This window comes from Pedococcus sp. P5_B7, assembly GCF_054049895.1.
This window is the reverse complement of sequence record NZ_JBFULM010000006.1, coordinates 190,107-208,308: the sequence shown is the minus strand read 5'-3', so window position 1 is coordinate 208,308 and position 18,202 is coordinate 190,107. Positions and strand designations below refer to the sequence as shown.

Sequence of the window (18,202 nt, the reverse complement as noted above, 5' to 3'; positions counted from 1 at the left end):
CGCACATGGCAGGTGGCAACGCAATCCGAGGTAGCCGAGTCGGCGCAGGCCCGATGGGCGAGGCCGAGCGCGGTGAGGCGGCCCCCCGGGTGTTCATCTCGTACTGGTGCGCCAACGGCCACCAGACGCGCCCCTCGTTCGCGGAGGAGCCCGGTCTGGCCGTCCCCGAGACCTGGGACTGCCCCCGCTGCGGTTTCCCGGCCGGGCAGGACGAGGCCAACCCGCCGGCCCCGCCGAAGGTGGAGCCCTACAAGACGCACCTGGCCTACGTGAAGGAGCGTCGCTCCGACGCCGACGGCAAGGCCATCCTCGACGAGGCCCTGGCCACGCTGCGGGAGCGCAAGCTCATCCAGTAGCAGGGAGGTCGGTGGCGGAGTCGGCGTCGACGAGCCAGATCGTCTCGCGTATGCCGCGCACCTGGGCCGCGCTGGACAGTTCGGGCCCGGCCCCCTCGACTCCGTTGCGGACGGCCTCCGCCTTGTCCGCTCCGGCGACCAGGAACCAGACGCGGTCGGAGCGGCTCAGGCACTCGAAGGTGAGTGACACGCGGTCCGGCGGGGGTTTGGGGGAGTCGTGCACGGCTACGGCGATCGCGTCGGTCGTCAGCTGGGCGGGGTGCCCGGGGAAGAGCGATGCGACGTGGCCGTCGGGACCGACACCCAGGATCATGATGTCGAACTCGCCCCCGCCGCTGCCTCGGACCGAAGCCGAGTACAGCTCGGCGCTGTCCTCGGCCGAGTCGCTGGCGTCGGGGCCCGCGACGCGGTGCACGTTGGCCTGGTCGAGCCCGAGGCGGTCGAGCCCGGCCGCGTCGTTCTGGGTGTCGTTGCGGTCGGCGTCCCCGGCCGGCAGGTAGCGCTCATCGCCCCACCACAGCGAGACCTTCGACCAGTCGACCGCGGTGTGGGCCGGCACCTCGAGGATCGAGGCGATGATCGCCGAGCCGAGCGAGCCGCCGGTCAGCGACACGTGCGCGGCCCGTCCCGCGGCCTGCAGGTCGAGCAGGGTCGTCACCAGCCGGGCCGCGCCGCCGTCGGCGACGGACTGCTTGTCGGGGTGGACCACGACCACCGGGGCGGAAGTCATCCGTTGTCCTTCGTGGTCGACTTCGTCTTGGCCAGCTTGCGGGCGGCCGCCTTCTTGACGACGGCGGTGTCGGCCTTCGGTGCCGGGGGTGGCACCTGCACCATCTCGGCGCTGCTGGCCTTCGTTGCGCTCCGGGCGATCCGGCGCGACGCGCGCTCGGCCTCCTTCACGGACGGGGCCTCGCCCTCGCGGACGGCCTCGCTGGCCGTCACCGACTTGGTGCCCACCTTCGCCAGCCCGTTGCGGATGGTCTCCTCGTAGATCTCGTCGGGGTCGAGCCGTCGCAGCTCGTCGGCAAGGCACTCCGCGGTCGCGCGGCGAGCCAGCGAGATCCGGCGGACCGGCTGTCCCGGCTGGCTGAGGGTCGCGATCGAGCCGTCGGGGCGGACCAGGTCGATGGCGCCGCTACGGCGTTCGAGCCGCACGCTGACCATGCCGGTCCCGGTGCGGGACCGGGCGCGGCGCACCGGGCACCGCAGGGTCAGGGCCAGCCAGGCCGCCAGCAGGTCGGTGGACGGCGAGTCCGAGCCTCCCGTGACGGTCGCCTCGATGACCGGCTCGAACGGCGGCTGGTCGAGGGCAGCGGCGAGCAGCCCACGCCACAGCGTGACCCGGGTCCAGGCGAGGTCGGTGTCACCTCGGGTGTAGGCCTCGGCGCGCGACTTGAGTGTCGCGCGGGGGCTCTTCGACTCTGCGGCATCGGTGATGCGTCGCTGGGCCATCGAGCCGATCGGGTCCTGCGCGACGTGCGTCGGGGCGTCGGTGGGCCACCACGCGACGACAGGGGAGTCGGGCAGGAGGAGCGGGATGACGACGCTGCGCCCGTGGTCGGTCAGCGCGCCGTAGAGCCGCAGCACCACGACCTCGCTGGCGCCGGCGTCGCCGCCCACGCGGATCTGCGCGTCGATCCGCGACTGTCCACGCTTGTTGCCGATGACGACGGCGATGATGCGGCAGGGGTGTTGGCGGCTGGCGTCGTTGGCAGACTGGATCGCCTCCTCGGCGTCCTGCTCGTCGACGATGATCAGGAGGGTGAGGACCCGGCCGAGGGCCATCGCCCCGGTGTCCTGCCGGAGCGCGACCAGCTTCTTGCTGATCGCCACGGTCGAGGTGCTGGGCAGGTCGACGATCACGGCATCCTCCAGACACGGCCGTCGCGGCGCATCATCTCGTCGGCGCCGGCCGGTCCCCAGCCGCCCGCCGTGTAGGGCTCGAGCTTCGCCCGAGACTTCGACCAGTAGTCCTCGACCGGGTCGAGGATCTCCCAGGAGAGCTCGACCTCCTCGTGGCGGGGGAACAGCGGCGGGTCACCGAGCAGCACGTCGAGGATCAGCCGCTCGTAGGCCTCGGGGCTCGACTCGGTGAAGGCGCGGCCGTAGCCGAAGTCCATCGTCACGTCGCGCACCTCCATCTGCGCGCCCGGCACCTTGGCGCCGAAGCGCATGGTGATGCCCTCGTCGGGCTGCACCCGGATGACGATCGCGTTCTGCCCGAGCTCCTCGGTGGCGGTGTCGTTGAACGGCAGGTGGGGCGCCTTCTTGAACACCACGGCGATCTCGGTGACCCGCTTGCCCAGGCGCTTGCCGGTGCGCAGGTAGAACGGGACCCCGGCCCAGCGGCGCGAGTCGATCTCGACCTTCATCGCGGCATACGTCTCGGTGCGTGAGCCCGGGGCCACGCCGTCCTCGTCGAGGTAGCCGCCGACCTGCTCGCCGCCCTGCCAGCCGGGGGCGTACTGGCCGCGCGCCGTCGACTTGCCGAGGTCCTTGGGGTGCCGCACCGCCGAGAGGACCTTCTCCTTCTCGGAGCGCAGGTGCTCGGCCGCGAACGAGACCGGCTCCTCCATCGCGGTCAGTGCGAGGAGCTGGAGCAGGTGGTTCTGGATCACGTCGCGGGCCGCGCCGATACCGTCGTAGTAGCCGGCGCGTCCCCCGATGCCGATGTCCTCGGCCATGGTGATCTGCACGTGGTCGACGTAGTTGGCGTTCCAGACCGGCTCGAACATCTGGTTGGCGAAGCGCAGGGCCAGCAGGTTCTGGACGGTCTCCTTGCCGAGGTAGTGGTCGATCCGGAAGACGGCGTCGGGGGGAAAGACCCCTTCGACGATGTCGTTGAGCTCGCGGGCGCTCTTGAGGTCGTGCCCGAACGGCTTCTCGATGACCACCCGTCGCCAGGCGTCGCCCTCCGGCCGGCTCAGGCCGGAGCGCTCGAGCTGCTCGCAGACGACTGAGAACGAGGACGGCGGGATCGAGAGGTAGAAGGCGAGGTTGCCGCCGGTGCCGCGCTCGGTCTCGAGGTTCTTGACGGTCGCGGCCAGCAGGTCGAAGGACGTCGGGTCGTCGAACGTGCCGGGGACGAACCGGAAGCCCTCGGCCAGGTTGCGCCAGACGCTCTCCCGGAACGGCGTGCGCGCATACTGCTTGACCGCGTCGTAGACGATCTTGCCGAAGTCCTGGTCGGCCCAGTCGCGTCGGGCGAACCCGACCAGCGAGAAGCCCGGTGGCAGGAGCCCACGGTTGGCCAGGTCGTAGATCGCCGGCATGAGCTTCTTGCGGGCCAGGTCGCCGGTGACCCCGAACAGGACCAGCCCGCAGGGGCCGGCGATGCGGGGGAGCCGCTTGTCGCGAGGGTCGCGAAGGGGGTTGCTGTCCTGCGTCACCCGCGTCGGACTCATGCGTTGCCTTCCGTGGGGGACAGGTCGGTCAGCGCCCGGGTGACCTGCGCCAGCCCGGCGTCGTGGTCGGTCAGGTGCAGCTGCAGCACCGGACGCTGGTGCTCGGCGAGGACCTGGGCGTCACCGGCGGCCTGCGAGGCGATGAAGTCACCGAAGGTGAACTCCCGACCCGGGATCGCGAGGTCCTCGTGGGGCGCTGTCGTGATCTGCAGGTAGACGCCGGTGGCCGGGCCGCCCTTGTGGAACTGTCCGGTCGAGTGCAGGAACCGCGGCCCCCAGCCGAACGTGGTGGGTCGTTCGGTGTGCCGCGCCAGCCCGGGCCGCACGTCGGCCAGGGCCGCGTCGGTGATCCGGTCGAGGTAGGCCATCACGGACACGTAGCCGCGCGCGGGGTCGAGCTGGGCGAACAGTGCCCCCAGCGCGTCGGACACGGTGCTCGCGGCGCCGAGCCAGTCACCACCCAGGGAGTGGATCTCGACAGCTCCGTCGGTGGCGGCGGGGGCCTCGGAGTCGCCGATTCCCTTGTCCAGCAACGCACGAGCGGCCTTCTTGGCGCTCTCGACGTCCGGCTGGTCGAACGGGTTGATGTCGAGGAGACGACCCGCCGCCGCCGTGGCCACCTCCCAGAGGAGCAGCTGGGCGCCGAGGGTGCCACTGACGGCCACCTCGGAGCGGCTGCCGTCGGCCTCGCCGTCGGGACCCGAGCCGAGGGCGTCGAGGTCGTCGTCGGAGTCGCCGACCAGCCGGGCGACCGTCACGTCAGCGGCAGGCCAGCGGACCTCGGGGTCGGAGTCGCCGCCCACGACCACGGGCAGGACGCCGGTGCCCTGCTTGCCGGTGCTCTCGGCGATGAGCTGCTCGGCCCAGTCGGCGAACCCGACGATCCCGGAGCCGTCATCGACGATGACGAACTTGTCGCGCAACGGGTCGGTCCCGGCCATGGCCGCGCCGAGGCGCAGACCCGGGTTGCCGTCGTCGTCGGCGCTCAGCACGTCGGCCACGGCCTCGGCGTCGTCGAGCAGTGCCTCGATGTCGGCTCCGGCCAGCCCCGAGGGCACCAACCCGAAGGCGGTCAGGGCCGAGTAGCGCCCGCCGACGTTCGGGTCGGCGTTGATGACGCGGTATCCGCCCGTGCGGGACTCCTCGTCCAGCGGGCTGCCCGGGTCGGTGACGATGACGATCCTGGCCGTGGGGTCGATGCCGGCCTCGGAGAAGGCGGCCTGGAAGGCACGCCGCTGCGAGTCGGTCTCGACGGTGGAGCCGGACTTGCTCGAGACCACGACGACGGTGCGGTCGAGGTCGGTGATGGCTGCGCGCACCATGTCGGGCTGCGACGAGTCGAGCACCACCAGGTCGACGCCGGCGGTGCCGCAGATGACCTCGGGCGCCAGCGACGAACCACCCATCCCACAGAGGACGACCCGGTCGACGCCGTCGCCCGTGAGCTGCTCGCGCAGCGCGGCGATCTCACCGAGGAGCGGTCGCGACGAGCGCGGCAGGTTGACCCAGGACAGCCGGATGGCCGACTCGGACTCGGCGTCCGGACCCCACAGCGTGGCGTCCTGGGCGAAGAGCCGGCTGGCGAACTTGGCCTCGACGAGGTCGGCGACCTTGCTGGCGATGGCGTCGGCCGCCGCGCCCGATGCAACCACGCCGAGTGAGCTCACTTGTCGCCAGCCTCGGCGACGTCGGCGCGGGCCAGGTCGAGGTCGGACTGGGCCTCGTCGAGCAGCTCGCCCCAGGCGGCCTCGAACTTGTCGACACCCTCGCGCTCGAGCTGGGCCGTGACGTCGGCGTACGAGATGCCGAGGCCCTCGAGCTCGTCGAGGACGCCGCCGGCCTCCTCGTAGGTGCCGGCGATGGTGTCCCCGGTGACCTCGCCGTGGTCGGCGACGGCCTCCAGCGTCTTCTCCGGCATCGTGTTGACGGTCTGCGGCGCGACCAGCTCGGTGACGTAGAGGGTGTCGGAGTAGGCCGGGTCCTTCACGCCGGTGGAGGCCCACAGCGGACGCTGGGCGTTGGCCCCGTCGTCGGCGAGGTTCTTCCAGCGCGGGGTCGCGAAGACCTCCTCGAAGGCCTGGTAGGCGAGTCGCGCGTTGGCCACGGCCGCCTTGCCCTTGAGGCCCTTGGCCTCGTCGGTGCCGATCGCGTCGAGCCGCTTGTCGATCTCGGTGTCGACGCGCGAGACGAAGAACGAGGCGACGGAGTGGATCCTCGAGAGGTCCTTGCCGCCTTCGCGGGCCTGCTCGAGACCGGTGAGGAAGGCGTTCATGACGCCGCGGTAGCGGTCGAGGGAGAAGATCAGCGTGACGTTGACGCTGATGCCCTCGGCGAGCACCTGCGAGATGGCCGGCAGGCCCTCGACGGTCGCGGGGATCTTGATGAGGACGTTGTCGCGGTCGACGGCGGCCGCGAGCTCCTTGGCCTGGGCCACCGTCTTGCCGGTCTCGTGGGCGAGCCGGGGGTCGACCTCGATGGAGACSCGGCCGTCGACACCGTTGGTGGCGTCGTACACCGGCTTGAGGATGTCGCAGGCGTTGCGGACGTCCTCGGTCGTGAGGCCGAACACCGTCTCGTCGACGGTCTTGCCGTCGGCGGCGAACTTCCGCAGGTCGGCGTCGTACCGCTCGCCCTTGGCCAGCGCGGCCTGGAAGATCGACGGGTTGGTCGTCACGCCCACGACACCCTTGGTGTCGATGAGCTCCTGCAGGTTGCCGGTCTCGATGCGCTCACGCGACAGGTCGTCCAGCCAGATGGAGACGCCGTTGTCGGCGAGTGCCTTGAGGGCTGCGTTGTCAGTCATGGCTGTTCACTTTCCCTTGACGGTCTTGAGGGACTTCTTGGCCGCGGCCACGACGGCAGCCGCGGTGAATCCGAACTCGCGGAAGAGCGTGGCGGCGTCGGCGGACGCACCGAAGTGGTCGATGCCGATGATCTCGCCGGCGTCACCGACGATGTCGCGCCAGCCCTGCGGCACCCCGGCCTCGACCGAGACGCGCGCCTTGACCGCGGCCGGCAGGACTTTCTCGCGGTACGCCGGGGTCTGGTCCTCGAACCACTCGCGGCACGGCATCGAGACGACTCGGGTGGCGATCCCCGACTTCTCGAGCGTCTCGCGCGCCGCGACGGCGAGCTGCACCTCGGAGCCGGTGGCCACGAGGATCACGTCCGGGGTCGCCTTGCTGGAGTCGTAGAGGACGTAGGCGCCCTTGGCGACCCCGCTGACCTTGCCTGCTCCGTCGGCGCCGGAGCGGTCGACGATGGGGAGGTTCTGGCGGCTGAGCGCCAAGCCGGCCGGGCGTCGGTTCCTGAGGATGGCGAGCCACGCAGCGCCAGTCTCGTTGGCGTCGGCCGGCCGCACCACGTCGAACGACGGGATGGCCCGCAGGGCGGCGAGGTGCTCGATCGGCTGGTGGGTGGGTCCGTCCTCGCCGAGTCCGATGGAGTCGTGCGTCCACACGAACGTCACCGGCGCCTGCTGGATGGCGGCGAGGCGGACGGCGGGGCGCATGTAGTCGGAGAAGACGAGGAACGTGCCGCCGTAGGGGCGAGTCAGTCCCTCGAGGGCGATGCCGTTGAGGATCAGGCCCATCCCGAACTCGCGGATGCCGAAGTGGAGGGTGCGGCCGTAGGGGCCGCCCGACCACTCACGGGTCTGCTTGGACTTCGGGATGAAGGAGGGCTGGCCCTCCATGGTGGTGTTGTTGGACTCGGCAAGGTCGGCCGAGCCGCCCCACAGCTCCGGGGCGATGTCGGCGAGGGCGCCGAGGACCTTGCCCGAGGCCGCGCGGGTCGCGATGCCCTTGGCGTCTGCGGCGAAGGTCGGGACGGCCTTGTCGAGGCCGTCGGGCAGCTGGCCCGCGACGAGGCGGTCGAGCAGTGCGGCGCGCTCGGGCTGGGCCTTGCGCCACGCGGCATACGTCTTGTCCCAGGACTTGTGGGCGGCCTTGCCGCGCGCCACGACCTTGCGGGTGTGGGTCAGCAGGGGCCGCGGAACCTCGAAGGTCTTCGTGGGGTCGAAGCCGAGGAGCTCCTTGGTGGCGGCGATCTCGGCGTCGCCCAGGGCCGAGCCGTGCGACTTGCCGGTGTCCTGCTTGGTGGGCGCAGGCCAGGCGATGATCGTGCGCAGCACCACGAAGGTGGGCTTGCGCGAGGTGCGGCTCTTCTCGAGGGCGGCCAGCAGCTGGTCGACGTTCTCGACGTAGCCACCACTCGTGCCGTCGCCGCGCCAGTCGATCGTGACGACGTTCCAGCCGTAGGCCTCGTAGCGCTTGCCCACGTCCTCGGAGAACGAGATCTCGGTCTTGTCCTCGATCGAGATGGTGTTCTGGTCGTAGATGACCGTGAGGTTGCCGAGCTCCTGGTGACCGGCCAGGGCAGAGGCCTCGTGCGAGACGCCCTCCATGATGTCGCCGTCCGACGCGAGCACCCAGACGTGGTGGTCGAACGGGCTGGTGCCCGGCTTCGCGTCGGGGTCGAAGAGACCGCGCTGGCGCCGCTGGGCCATCGCCATCCCCACCGCGGAGGCCAGCCCGGAGCCGAGCGGACCCGTGGTGATCTCGACCCCGTTGGTGTGGTGGACCTCGGGGTGGCCGGGGGTCAGTGAACCCCACGTGCGCAGGGCCTGGAGGTCGGCGAGCTCGAGGCCGTAGCCGGACAGGTAGAGCTGGATGTACTGGGTGAGGCTGGAGTGCCCGCAGGAGAGCACGAACCGGTCGCGCCCCAGCCAGTGGGAGTCGGACGGGTCGTGGCGCATCACGTTCTGGTAGAGCAGGTATGCCGCGGGAGCCAGGCTCATGGCCGTGCCCGGGTGGCCGTTGCCGACCTTCTGCACGGCGTCGGCGGCGAGCACCCTGACGGTGTCCACGGCGCGGACGTCGAGGTCGGTCCAGCCGGCCTTTCGCGCCACCGGCGGACGCAGCGAGCTGCTGCGTTTCCGCGCGGGCGTTGACTTGGCGGAGCGGGTCGAGGTGGGCACGGATGGGTCTCCTCACACTGAGCTGAACAGGCGTCGCACGGCAACGATCCGAGACTAGTCCCGAGGGTGACCCGCGTCGCATCCAGTCCCGTCCACCAGACAGGTCACGGGCGGGGATAGACTGGCCGCCGCTCCACCCCGCCCGCCCCTGCACCACCGTGAAGGACGCCGTGACCGCACTCGATCCGACTGCCCGGATCTCCGCGTCCCCGTCTCCCGGGAGCCGAAGCAAGGCCGCGGCCTACCTCGCGCTCACCAAGCCGCGGATCATCGAGCTGTTGCTCGTGACGACGATCCCGGTGATGTTCTTGGCGCACAAGGGGATTCCGTCGCTCTGGCTGATCGTCGCGACCCTCGTCGGTGGCGCGCTGAGTGCCGGCGCAGCCAACACGTTCAACTGTGTCTACGACCGCGACATCGACGCCGAGATGCACCGCACGAGCAGCCGACCGATGGTCACCGGAGAGATCAGCCCGCGCGAGGGCCTCGTCTTCGGCGTCGTCCTCACCGTCGCCTCGACCGCGTGGTTCGCGGTCTTCACCAACTGGCTGTCGGCGGTCCTCTCGCTCGGGGCGATCGTCATGTATGCCGTGGGCTACACGATGATCCTCAAGCGCCGCACCGCACAGAACATCGTCTGGGGCGGGGCGGCCGGGTGCATGCCCGTCCTCATCGGCTGGTCCGCGGTCGCGAACTCGCTGTCGTGGTCGGCCGTCATGCTCTTCCTGGTCATCTTCTTCTGGACGCCCCCGCACTACTGGCCGCTGTCGATGAAGTTCAAGGACGACTACGCCGCGGCCCACGTGCCGATGCTGCCGGTCGTCGAGGAGTTCGTCGTCGTGGCCCGACAGATCGTCGCCTACTCGTGGGCGATGGTCGTCGTGTCGCTGGCGCTGGTCTGGGTCAACCCGATGGGCTGGGTCTACCTGGGCACCGCCGTCGTCACCGGTGCGCTGTTCCTCGCCGAGGCCCACCGGCTCTTCCGCGCCGCGAGGAGTGGCGCCGGACCCACGGTGCTCAAGCCGATGCGGCTCTTTCACTTCTCGATCACGTACGTCGGGATCCTGTTCCTCGGGGTCGCGATCGACCCGCTGGTCTACCTGCCCGTCATCTCGCGCTGACGTCGGCGTCGGCTCCCGCGGGCATGTCCCGCAGCCCGCGCAGCGGGCTCCAGAACATCGACACGCAGGCGAGCACGTGGATGGCCGCCATCACCGCGATGGTGGGTCGCAGTCCGAGGGTGCTGCCCATCGCGCCCGCCACGATGCCGGCCAGCGGCATGGTCCCGTAGTTGATCACCTGGACCGTCGTGACCTGCCTGGCCACCATGTGCTCGGGGACGTAGCGGTTGCGCCAGGCGCCCCTCACGACGTTGCCGGCGACCACACCGGTGCCGACCAGGAGCATGCCGGCGACCATGGCCACCAGCCCGGCGCCCGGTGCACCCAGCGGCACCAACAGCGCCGGCGGCCCGGCCAGGACCTGGAGCGCGAGGAGGGCGCGAGCCGATCCGAGCCGGTGCGAGACCCGCGTCGCGATGGTCGCCCCGATCACGCCGCCGAGTGAGCCCACGGCCATCACCAGCCCGACCGCACCGGACCCCAGGTGCACCTCGCGGACGAGGAACAGCACGAGCAGCGCCGCGTAGCCGGTGAGGCCGAAGTTGCTCAGGCCGCCCATCACCGTGAAGAAGCGCAGGATCCGGTCGTGGCGGATGTAGTCGATGCCCTCACGGATGCGCTGGCCCAGCGAGGCGACCTCGGTGCCGGCCGTCGGCTGCGGCTCGGCGGCCGGCAGCTTGAGCCGCCACAGGCAGACCGCCGACACGAGGAAGCTGACGGCGTCGACGAGCAGCCCTCCCGCCGCGGAGGTCGCCTGGGCGAGGAGCCCGCCGACCCCGGGGCCGGCGACCTGCATGGCCGACTCGGTGCCGAACAACCGCGCGAAGGCCTGCTCCTGCTGTTCGCGCGGGGCCACCTGGCGCACCAGCGCGGGGTAGGCGGCCCGGAAGAACACGGTGCAGACGCCGTTGAAGAACGCGGCGACGGCGAGGTGGGGGAGGGTGAGCACGTCGAGGAGCCAGGCGACCGGCACGCTCGCGAGGGTCAGGGCCGCGACCAGGTCGCTGACGACCATGACCCGGCGCACCGGGAGCCGGTCGACCCAGGCGCCGGCCGGCAGCCCGATGATGAGCCAGGGCACCCAGGCCGCTGCCGTGAGCGCACCCATCCACCCGGCGCCCGCGTCGAAGCCGACGACGGCGAGAAGGGGGAGCAGCACGGAGGTGGTGGCGTTGCCGAGGACGCTGACGCCCTCGCCGAACCAGAGCAGGCCGAAGTTCCGGTTGCGGGCCAGTGGGAGAGGCTGGGCAACCGGTGTGGTGTGGGTCGTCATGGCTGGGCCGGGAACCCTCGGGCGAAGACGTAGACGGACTCGCGTTCGACGCCGTCGTCGGGCACGGGTCGGCTCGACCAGCGCAGGAGCACGTCGATGATCTCGTTGGCCACGTCGGTGAGCTCGTCCGGCGACAGCCGCATCCAGTTCTGGGTGGCGAAGGCGGCGGCGTCCCACTCGGGTGCCGACGACGCGTTCGCGTTCCACTCCTGGGTGCGCTCGAACTGCCGCTGCAGACCCAGGGCCTCCGCCGCATACGCCGCGGTCACCGCGGCCGTGTCGTCGGCGAAGTCGGCTCGCGACCACCGGGTGCCGGCGTCGACGAGGCGCCACCACCGCTCACGGCGGTCCTTCGCGAGCTCGGGCGCCTCCTCGACCAGACCGGCCTCGTGGAGCACCTTGAGGTGGTGGCTCGCGCTCCCGACCGCCTGCCCGGTGCGGGTGGCCAGGGCCGACGCGGTCGACGGACCGTCGACCTTCAGGGCGTCCATCATCCGCGAGCGGAAGGGGTTCGCCATCGCCGAGAGGGCCTTGGCGTCAGTGACGGTGCGGATACCGGGTCTGGCTGCGGGCTTCATACGCACAAGAGTAATTGCACAAATCTAATTGCACAAGAGGTCTTGTGGAACTGGAGGAGGGGAAGCGGGTCAGGCGGCGGACCGGAGGCGCACCATCGCGCGGGTCAGCGCCACGACGAGGAGCGTCGCCAGGAGCATGTGCACCAGCACGACGACCCACGGGAGCCCGGTGACGTACTGCGTGTAGCCCACGACGCCCTGCGCGAGGGTCACCACGAAGACCGCCGCCCAGGCCCGGCCGGGAAGGGCGGTCTCGGTGGTGATCCGGCTGGCCACCCACACGGCGACCACGAGCCCGACGAAGAGCATCACCGCGTCGGCGTGCAGCCACGAGATGGTGCGCGGGTCGAAGCCGAACCGGGCCGGCTCGTCGGCGTCACCCGAGTGCGGCCCGGACCCGGTCACGACGGTGCCGAGGGCCAGCACCACGGCGGCCACCGCGCAGGTGGCCCAGCCGAGCCGTTCGACCAGGGGGTGCACGACCAGGGGCCGCGGACCGACCGGTTCCTGCGCCCGGACGGCGAGGTAGGTGGCGGTGGCGACGAGGCACATCGACACCAGGAAGTGGGCGGCGACGGTGACCGGGTTGAGCCCGGTGCGGACCGTGATGCCGCCGAGCACCGCCTGGACGCCCACCCCCACGAGCACGCCGACGGCGGGGACGAGCAGGTCGCGACGGCCAGCGGCCCAGCGCCACACGGCATACACGGTCGCGATGGCGGCGAGGCTCACCACGCTGGTGAGGGTGCGGTTGCCGAACTCGATGTAGCGGTGCCAGCCCTCAGCCTGGTGCGGGACCGGCGTGTAGGACCCGGGCACGCACTCCGGCCAGCTCGGGCAGCCGAGCCCGCTGCCGGTGAGCCTGACCAGGCCGCCGGTGACCACGATGAGCACCTCGACGACGAGGTTCGCCAGCAGGATCCTCGGGAGCCAGACGGCGCCGGTGGTGGGCTCAGCGACAGCTGGGGCTGACGTCGGGACGGGTGCGGCGGTCACGGCACGAGGGTACGGCTCAGGGTGGACCCTGACGCGGTTGGGGGAGTCCCCTCATGGTGCGCGGGCCCGCTCGCTGGCTGACTTGACCCATGGTGACGAACACGTGGCGGGCGGGGGTCGCGGTCGGCTACGCGGCGTTGTTCGCGGTGGCGGCCCTGACGGCTCGACCCGGCTGGCTCGTGACCGGCCTGGCCGTCGCGGCCACCGCCTGCTGGGCCAGTGCCCGCGAGCCGGGTCAGTCGCTCCAGCGGAAGAACCGGCGCGCCGCCAGCGTCGCCGCGATCGCCCAGCCGGCCAGGACGAGCCACGCGCCGGGGGCGGCCCGGCCGTCGACCAGCGCCGTGCGCAGGCTGTCACCGAGCGCCGCTGAGGGCAGCACCCTCAGCACGGTCGCGAACCCGTCGGGCAGCTCGGTGCCGGCGACCACCACCCCACCCAGACCCAGTAGGGCCACCCAGACCAGGTTGGCGACGGCGAGCACGCCCTCGGCGCGCAGGGTGCCGCCGAGCAGCAGGGCCAGGGCCGTGAACGCCCACGTCCCGAGGGCGAGGGCCACGACCGCAGCGGGTATGCCGCGCGGCGCCGGCTCCCAGCCGAGCGCCGCGCCGAGGGCGCCGATCAGCAGCACCTGCACGGCGATGACGGCCAGCACGGCCACCGCCTTGGCCAGCACCAGCCCGGTGCGACCCAGTGGCGTGACGCCGAGCAGCCGCAGGACGCCGTAGCGGCGGTCGAACCCGGTCGAGATGGCCTGGCCGGTGAAGGCCGAGGAGATGACGCACAGGGCCAGCACCCCGGGCACCGCCAGGTCGACCCGGCGACCGTCACCCAGCGAGATCGACTCGGCGTGCACCAGGCCCACCAGCACGGCAGCCGGGAGCAGGACGGCGACCAGGAGCTGTTCGCCGTTGCGCAGCAGGGTCGTCGCCTCGAACCGCGCCTGCGCCAGCACGCGTGCGACCGGGGACGCGGGGCCGGCCGAGGTCACGGCCGGGTCGACAGTCGTCATGCGACGGACCTGCGGGTGAGCGCGAAGTAGCGGTCCTCGAGCCGGTCGCCCCCGGTCACGTCGGCGAGCGACCCCTCGGCGACGACCGCACCACCCGCGACGACGACGATGTGGTCGGCCAGCCGCTCGGCCTCCTCGAAGGAGTGCGTGGTCAGCACGACGGCGACCCCGTCGTCCGCGAGCGACCGCACCAGGTCCCAGACGTCGAGCCGGGCATGGGGGTCGAGGCCGGCACTGGGCTCGTCGAGGAAGGCCACCTCGGGGCGACCGACCAGCGCGGCCGCGAGCGCGACCCGCTGGCGCTGCCCCCCGGACAGCCGACGCACCGTGGTGTCGGCGAACCGGTCGATCCCGAGCCGCTGGACGATCGGGTCGAGGGGTGCGGGCGCGGCATACATCGCGCTCAGGTGGCGCAGCAGGCGAAGGGGACGCGCGGAGGCGGGGAGACCACCGTCCTGGAGCATCACGCCGACCCGGGCCCGGTGCTCCGGTGACGCGTTCCAGGGGTCGCTGCCGAGTACCCGCACCTGTCCGCCGTCGGGGCGTCGCAGGCCCTCGCAGCACTCGACCATCGTCGTCTTGCCGGCGCCGTTGGGCCCGAGCACGGCCGTGACGGCTCCTGCTGAGGCGTGCCAGGTGGCGCCGTCGAGGGCGACCACACCGCCGTAGCGCTTGGCGAGACCGGAGACGTGGACGGCGGGTGGCACGCACTGAGTGTAGGTCGCGGCCCACCGCGCCCCGGTCGCGGGCCTGAGGGCCTCAGACCGGCCCACGGTGCCGCAGGCATGGGCGACTTCCCCATGTCAGGGGGTACCTCAGGAGCGAACTGTGGAGTCATCCGCAGGACCCGACCAGCACCACTCGAAGGAGCAGAGCAAATGAGCCTCACCGCACACCCCTACGTCGTCCTCGCCGAGCAGCGGTGGAAGCAGGAGAGCCTGTCCGGCGCGAACCTCGCCGCACACCGCTCCAGCCAGCGTCGCCGGGTCCGTCGGCGCCGCATCGACTGGCACCTGCCGCGGCCGCTCGGACAGCTGACCCGGCACACGCCGCGGCCCGTCTAAGGCCCCCCGAAGGGCGTCCGGACGGAGATAAGGCACTCGCCCCATGTGGACGCCCACCTCAGGGCATCAGGTTTGAGACATCACGAGAGACACCGAGTCACCACCACCACGAAGGAGCACACCATGAGCATCACCGCAGACCCGCTGTTCGTCGCCGCCGAGGTCCAGTGGCGCACCGAGAACCTCTCGGCCGGACTGGCCCACGCCTCGTCGCCGAGGCACCACGGTCGCGCGATCCGCGCCGCGATCCAGCGGGTGCGCCACCCGCACGGGCACGGACGGCACACCGCCCGTCAGCACGCGGCTCGCGTCGCCTGACCCGGCCGCCCGATGGCGACCGCGCTCGACGTGCCGTTGACGACCGCCCGGCATCGCGAGACCCACGACACCGTGTCGGACCACTCCGACATAATCGGTGCCGTGGGTTTCGAGCGTTCGGCAGCCGGGTTGTTCGTCGGGCGTGACGACGAGGCAGCCCAGCTCGCCCGTCTGCTGGGCCTCGCGAGCACCGAGCCCGACGGCACCGGCCTCGTGCTGCTCTCCGGAGACGCCGGCATCGGCAAGACCCGCATCCTCGCCGAGGTCACCGGCCGGGCCCGCGACGCCGGGTGGTCGGTCCTGATCGGGCACTGCCTGGGCGAAGCCGGTCAGGCGCTGCCCTACCTCCCCTTCATCGAGGTCCTCGGTCGGCTCGAGAGCACCTCGCCCGACCTGCTCGACCGGGTCGTGTCAGCCCACCCGGGGCTCAGCCGGTTGGTCCCGTCGCGCCGCCACGAGCCCAACCCCGACGACCCCGCCGACGAGGTGGTCGACCGCGGCGACCTCGTCGAGGCGGTCCACGCGGCGCTCGACGACCTGGCCAGCGACGCACCACTCCTGCTCGTCGTCGAGGACGTGCACTGGGCCGACCAGTCCTCCCGTGACCTGCTCACCCTGCTCTTCACCCGCGGCTTCGCGCGCCGCGTCAGCATCGTCGCCTCCTACCGCAGCGACGACCTGCACCGGCGCCACCCGCTCCGCACCACGCTGGCCCACTGGGCCCGGCTCGGTGACGTCGAGCGCCTCGACCTCGCGCCGCTGCCCGACCGAGCCGTGCGCGAGCTGGTGCGCGGCCTCCAGTCCCAGCCCCTGCCCGAGGCCCAGGTGAGGGAGGTGGTCGCACGGGCCGAGGGCAACGCCTTCTTCGCCGAGGAGCTCGTCGCCGCCACCGCGCTGGGCGGCTCCGGGCTGGCCGAGGACCTCTCGCGGCTGCTCCTCGTGCGCTTCGACCAGCTCGACACCGCCGGCCAGCACGTCGTCCGCGTCGCCTCCGCCGCGGGTCGCCACGTCTCGCACCGGTTGCTGGCCGCGGTGGCTGGGCTCGGCGAGGCCGAGCTCGACGCCGGCCTGCGCGACGCCGTCGAGCACCATGTCCTCGTCCCCACCGACAGGGGTGGCTACGCCTTCCGGCACGCGCTGCTCGGCGAGACGGTCTACGACGACCTCCTGCCGGGCGAGCGGGTCAGGGCCCACGAGCGGTATGCCGCGGCGTTGGCTGACGACCGCACGCTCGGCACCTGGGCCGAGCTGGCGAGGCACGCCACGGCGGCCGGCCTGCGGGAGCAGGCCCGGGAGGCCAGCGTCCAGGCGGGCGAGTCCGCGATGCGGATGGCCGGCCCCGAGGAGGCCTTCCGCCACTTCAAGAACGCCCTGGCGATGATGTCCGAGACCGACTCCGATGTCGACGGCGTCACCCTGCGGGCCGCCACGGCAGCCACCGCGGTGGGCCAGACGCTCAAGGCGCTCGAGCTGCTCGAGGACCGCCTCGCTCGCCGCGCGACCGGTGCCGACCCGGCCGGTCGCGCCGAGCTGCTGGCTGCGCTGGCCACCACCGCCCGCATCACCGAGAGCACCCTCGACACCCTCGCGGCCACCAAGGAAGGGCTCGGGCTGCTCGACGCCGCAGACCTCGACCACCCGCAGACCAGGGCCCGGCTGCTCGCCGCCAAGGTCCAGGCGCTGGCCGACCGTGGTCGCGACGGCGAGGCCCTCGCGGGAGTGGAGGAGTCGGTGACAGCGGCCCAGGCTGCGGGGCTGCGTGACGTCGCCGACGAGGTGCGCGTCGTCGAGGCCCGGATCCTCGAGCGCGCCGGCGACCCCGAGACCTCCCGTCGCACCCTCGAGCGGATCATCGCCGAGTCCAGGGCGCCGGGTGACCCGGCCGAGGTCCGGGCCTACCACCACCTCGGGTGGCTGCACCACCGGGCCGGACGGCTCGACGAGGCCGTCGACGTCTACCGACGCGGGGTCGAGCGGGCCAGGGGAGCAGGACGTCCCTGGGCTCCCTACGCGTTCGACGGTCGCCTGCTGGCCGGCATCGCCGCCTACGAGCGGGGTCGCTGGCCGGAGGCGCTCGACATCCTCGACGTGTCCCACGAGGTCCCGCCCGAGCCGGCCCGCTCGCTGCTGCTCGGTGCCCGGATGTACGTCGCGGCGGCCCAGGGCGACTACTCCGCCGTCTCGGGCTACGAGGTCTCCCGCCCCTGGTGGGAGAGCGAAGGACTCGTCCCCCTGCTGGCCGGCAGCGCCGCCATCGACCTGCACGGGCATGCCGACGACCTCGCCCAGGCCGTCGCCGTGCACGACGAGGTCGTCGAGGTGCTGACCCGGGTCTGGTACCCGTTGTTCCAGGGCCAGCTGCGGCTCGACGCCCTGCTGCTCGGACAGCTCGGCAGCCACATCCAGCGGGTGCCCAGCTCCGAGCGGCCGGCCCTGCTGGCCAGGGGAACCGAGCTCGCCGAGTCCGCCACCCAGGTGTGGGACCGCGCCACCGCGCGACCGGGCAACGACGGGCCCGAGTCGACGGCCTGGCTCGCGCGCGCCGGGGCTGAGGCGCTGCGCCTCCAGTGGCTCGGCGGGGCAGACGTCGACCCTGTTCGCCTGGTCGAGGCGTGGCAGGGTGCGGTCGACGCGTTCGAGGCCTACGGACATCCCTACGAGACGGCCCGGTCGAGGGCGCGCCTGGGCGCCTTCCTCAAGTCCGTCGGCGACCCGCGCGGGTCCGAGGAGCTGACTGCCGCGCTGGAGGTCGCCCAGCGCCTGGGGGCCGACCCCCTCCGGGCCGAGATCCGCCAGGGCGGGGGAGCGCGCGCCACCACGAAGGCCGCGTCGCGCCAGGGTGAGTCCCTGACCGCCCGCGAGGCCGAGATCCTCGCGCTGGTCGCCCTGGGGCGCAGCAACCGCCAGATCGGCACCCAGCTGTTCATCAGCGCGAAGACCGCGAGCGTGCACGTCTCCAACATCATCGCCAAGCTGGGGGTCACCGGCCGCGGCGAGGCCGTGGCGGTGGCCCGCGACCGCGGCCTGCTCGACTGACCTCGAGCGCGGTGCTCCGGAGGTTAGGTAGACCTTGCTAGGCAGGGGCACCAGCATTTACGTAACATC

16 protein-coding genes are annotated in these 18,202 nt (G+C 72.1%); 5 read left to right on the top strand and 11 right to left on the bottom strand.

Going from position 1 to position 18,202, the window contains the following annotated elements; translation table 11 throughout:
* The first annotated feature begins 5 nt into the window (after window positions 1-5).
* The gene (locus ACXJKD_RS14840; RefSeq protein ID WP_082592485.1) at window positions 6-356 is read left to right on the top strand and encodes an RNA polymerase-binding protein RbpA; all 351 of its coding nucleotides are present in this window, start codon (window positions 6-8) and stop codon (window positions 354-356) included.
* Here ACXJKD_RS14840 and pgl read toward each other — a convergent pair.
* Genes pgl through tkt form a run of 6 tightly spaced genes read right to left on the bottom strand, consistent with a single transcriptional unit; the run spans window position 346 to window position 8,738 of the window.
* Window positions 346-1,086, bottom strand: coding sequence for a 6-phosphogluconolactonase (gene pgl, locus ACXJKD_RS14835; protein WP_457255383.1), 741 nt, complete (start codon window positions 1,084-1,086; stop codon window positions 346-348). The genes ACXJKD_RS14840 and pgl overlap by 11 nt on opposite strands.
* Window positions 1,083-2,219 (bottom strand): glucose-6-phosphate dehydrogenase assembly protein OpcA, encoded by a 1,137-nt coding sequence (opcA, locus tag ACXJKD_RS14830; protein ID WP_457255382.1) that lies wholly within the window; start codon window positions 2,217-2,219, stop codon window positions 1,083-1,085. The genes pgl and opcA overlap by 4 nt, the downstream gene beginning before the upstream one ends.
* Entirely contained in the window at window positions 2,216-3,760 is a 1,545-nt protein-coding gene (gene zwf, locus ACXJKD_RS14825) for a glucose-6-phosphate dehydrogenase (protein ID WP_457255381.1), read from the bottom strand. Before zwf ends, opcA begins: the two co-directional genes overlap by 4 nt.
* Window positions 3,757-5,427, bottom strand: coding sequence for a glucose-6-phosphate isomerase (locus tag ACXJKD_RS14820; protein WP_457255380.1), 1,671 nt, complete (start codon window positions 5,425-5,427; stop codon window positions 3,757-3,759). Before ACXJKD_RS14820 ends, zwf begins: the two co-directional genes overlap by 4 nt.
* Window positions 5,424-6,563 (bottom strand): transaldolase, encoded by a 1,140-nt coding sequence (gene tal, locus ACXJKD_RS14815; RefSeq protein ID WP_457255379.1) that lies wholly within the window; start codon window positions 6,561-6,563, stop codon window positions 5,424-5,426. Before tal ends, ACXJKD_RS14820 begins: the two co-directional genes overlap by 4 nt.
* Before the next feature lie 6 nt (window positions 6,564-6,569).
* Complete coding sequence (gene tkt / locus ACXJKD_RS14810) at window positions 6,570-8,738, bottom strand: transketolase (RefSeq protein ID WP_457255378.1); 2,169 nt, start codon at window positions 8,736-8,738, stop codon at window positions 6,570-6,572.
* 170 nt (window positions 8,739-8,908) lie between these two features.
* On the opposite strand from tkt, the gene ACXJKD_RS14805 reads away from it, so the two are divergent.
* On the top strand, window positions 8,909-9,859 hold the full coding sequence (locus ACXJKD_RS14805) for a heme o synthase (RefSeq protein ID WP_457255377.1): 951 nt from the start codon (window positions 8,909-8,911) through the stop codon (window positions 9,857-9,859).
* Here ACXJKD_RS14805 and ACXJKD_RS14800 read toward each other — a convergent pair.
* The 5 genes from ACXJKD_RS14800 to ACXJKD_RS14780 form a co-directional block, all read right to left on the bottom strand.
* Window positions 9,846-11,132, bottom strand: coding sequence for an MFS transporter (locus ACXJKD_RS14800; RefSeq protein ID WP_457255376.1), 1,287 nt, complete (start codon window positions 11,130-11,132; stop codon window positions 9,846-9,848). The two genes, ACXJKD_RS14805 and ACXJKD_RS14800, sit on opposite strands and share 14 nt — an antisense overlap.
* Window positions 11,129-11,710, bottom strand: a complete 582-nt coding sequence (locus tag ACXJKD_RS14795; RefSeq protein ID WP_457255375.1) for an ArsR/SmtB family transcription factor — start codon at window positions 11,708-11,710, stop codon at window positions 11,129-11,131. The genes ACXJKD_RS14800 and ACXJKD_RS14795 overlap by 4 nt, the downstream gene beginning before the upstream one ends.
* Window positions 11,711-11,779: 69 nt before the next feature.
* Window positions 11,780-12,706 carry a COX15/CtaA family protein gene (locus ACXJKD_RS14790; protein WP_457255374.1) on the bottom strand — a complete coding sequence of 309 codons (927 nt, stop codon included), beginning with the start codon at window positions 12,704-12,706 and terminating at the stop codon, window positions 11,780-11,782.
* Between the two features lie 235 nt (window positions 12,707-12,941).
* Complete coding sequence (locus ACXJKD_RS14785; RefSeq protein ID WP_457255373.1) at window positions 12,942-13,715, bottom strand: ABC transporter permease; 774 nt, start codon at window positions 13,713-13,715, stop codon at window positions 12,942-12,944.
* Window positions 13,712-14,422 carry an ABC transporter ATP-binding protein gene (locus tag ACXJKD_RS14780; RefSeq protein WP_457255372.1) on the bottom strand — a complete coding sequence of 237 codons (711 nt, stop codon included), beginning with the start codon at window positions 14,420-14,422 and terminating at the stop codon, window positions 13,712-13,714. Before ACXJKD_RS14780 ends, ACXJKD_RS14785 begins: the two co-directional genes overlap by 4 nt.
* Window positions 14,423-14,593: 171 nt before the next feature.
* Between ACXJKD_RS14780 and ACXJKD_RS14775 the strand changes: the two genes are divergently transcribed.
* The 3 genes from ACXJKD_RS14775 to ACXJKD_RS14765 all read left to right on the top strand — a co-directional run bounded on the left by ACXJKD_RS14775 (window position 14,594) and on the right by ACXJKD_RS14765 (window position 18,133).
* Window positions 14,594-14,779: a hypothetical protein gene (locus ACXJKD_RS14775; protein ID WP_457255371.1), complete on the top strand. Its 186-nt coding sequence runs from the start codon at window positions 14,594-14,596 to the stop codon at window positions 14,777-14,779.
* Window positions 14,780-14,902: 123 nt separating this feature from the next.
* Complete coding sequence (locus ACXJKD_RS14770) at window positions 14,903-15,097, top strand: hypothetical protein (protein WP_457255370.1); 195 nt, start codon at window positions 14,903-14,905, stop codon at window positions 15,095-15,097.
* Between the two features lie 12 nt (window positions 15,098-15,109).
* Entirely contained in the window at window positions 15,110-18,133 is a 3,024-nt protein-coding gene (locus ACXJKD_RS14765) for a helix-turn-helix transcriptional regulator (protein ID WP_457255369.1), read from the top strand.
* Window positions 18,134-18,202 lie beyond the last annotated feature (69 nt).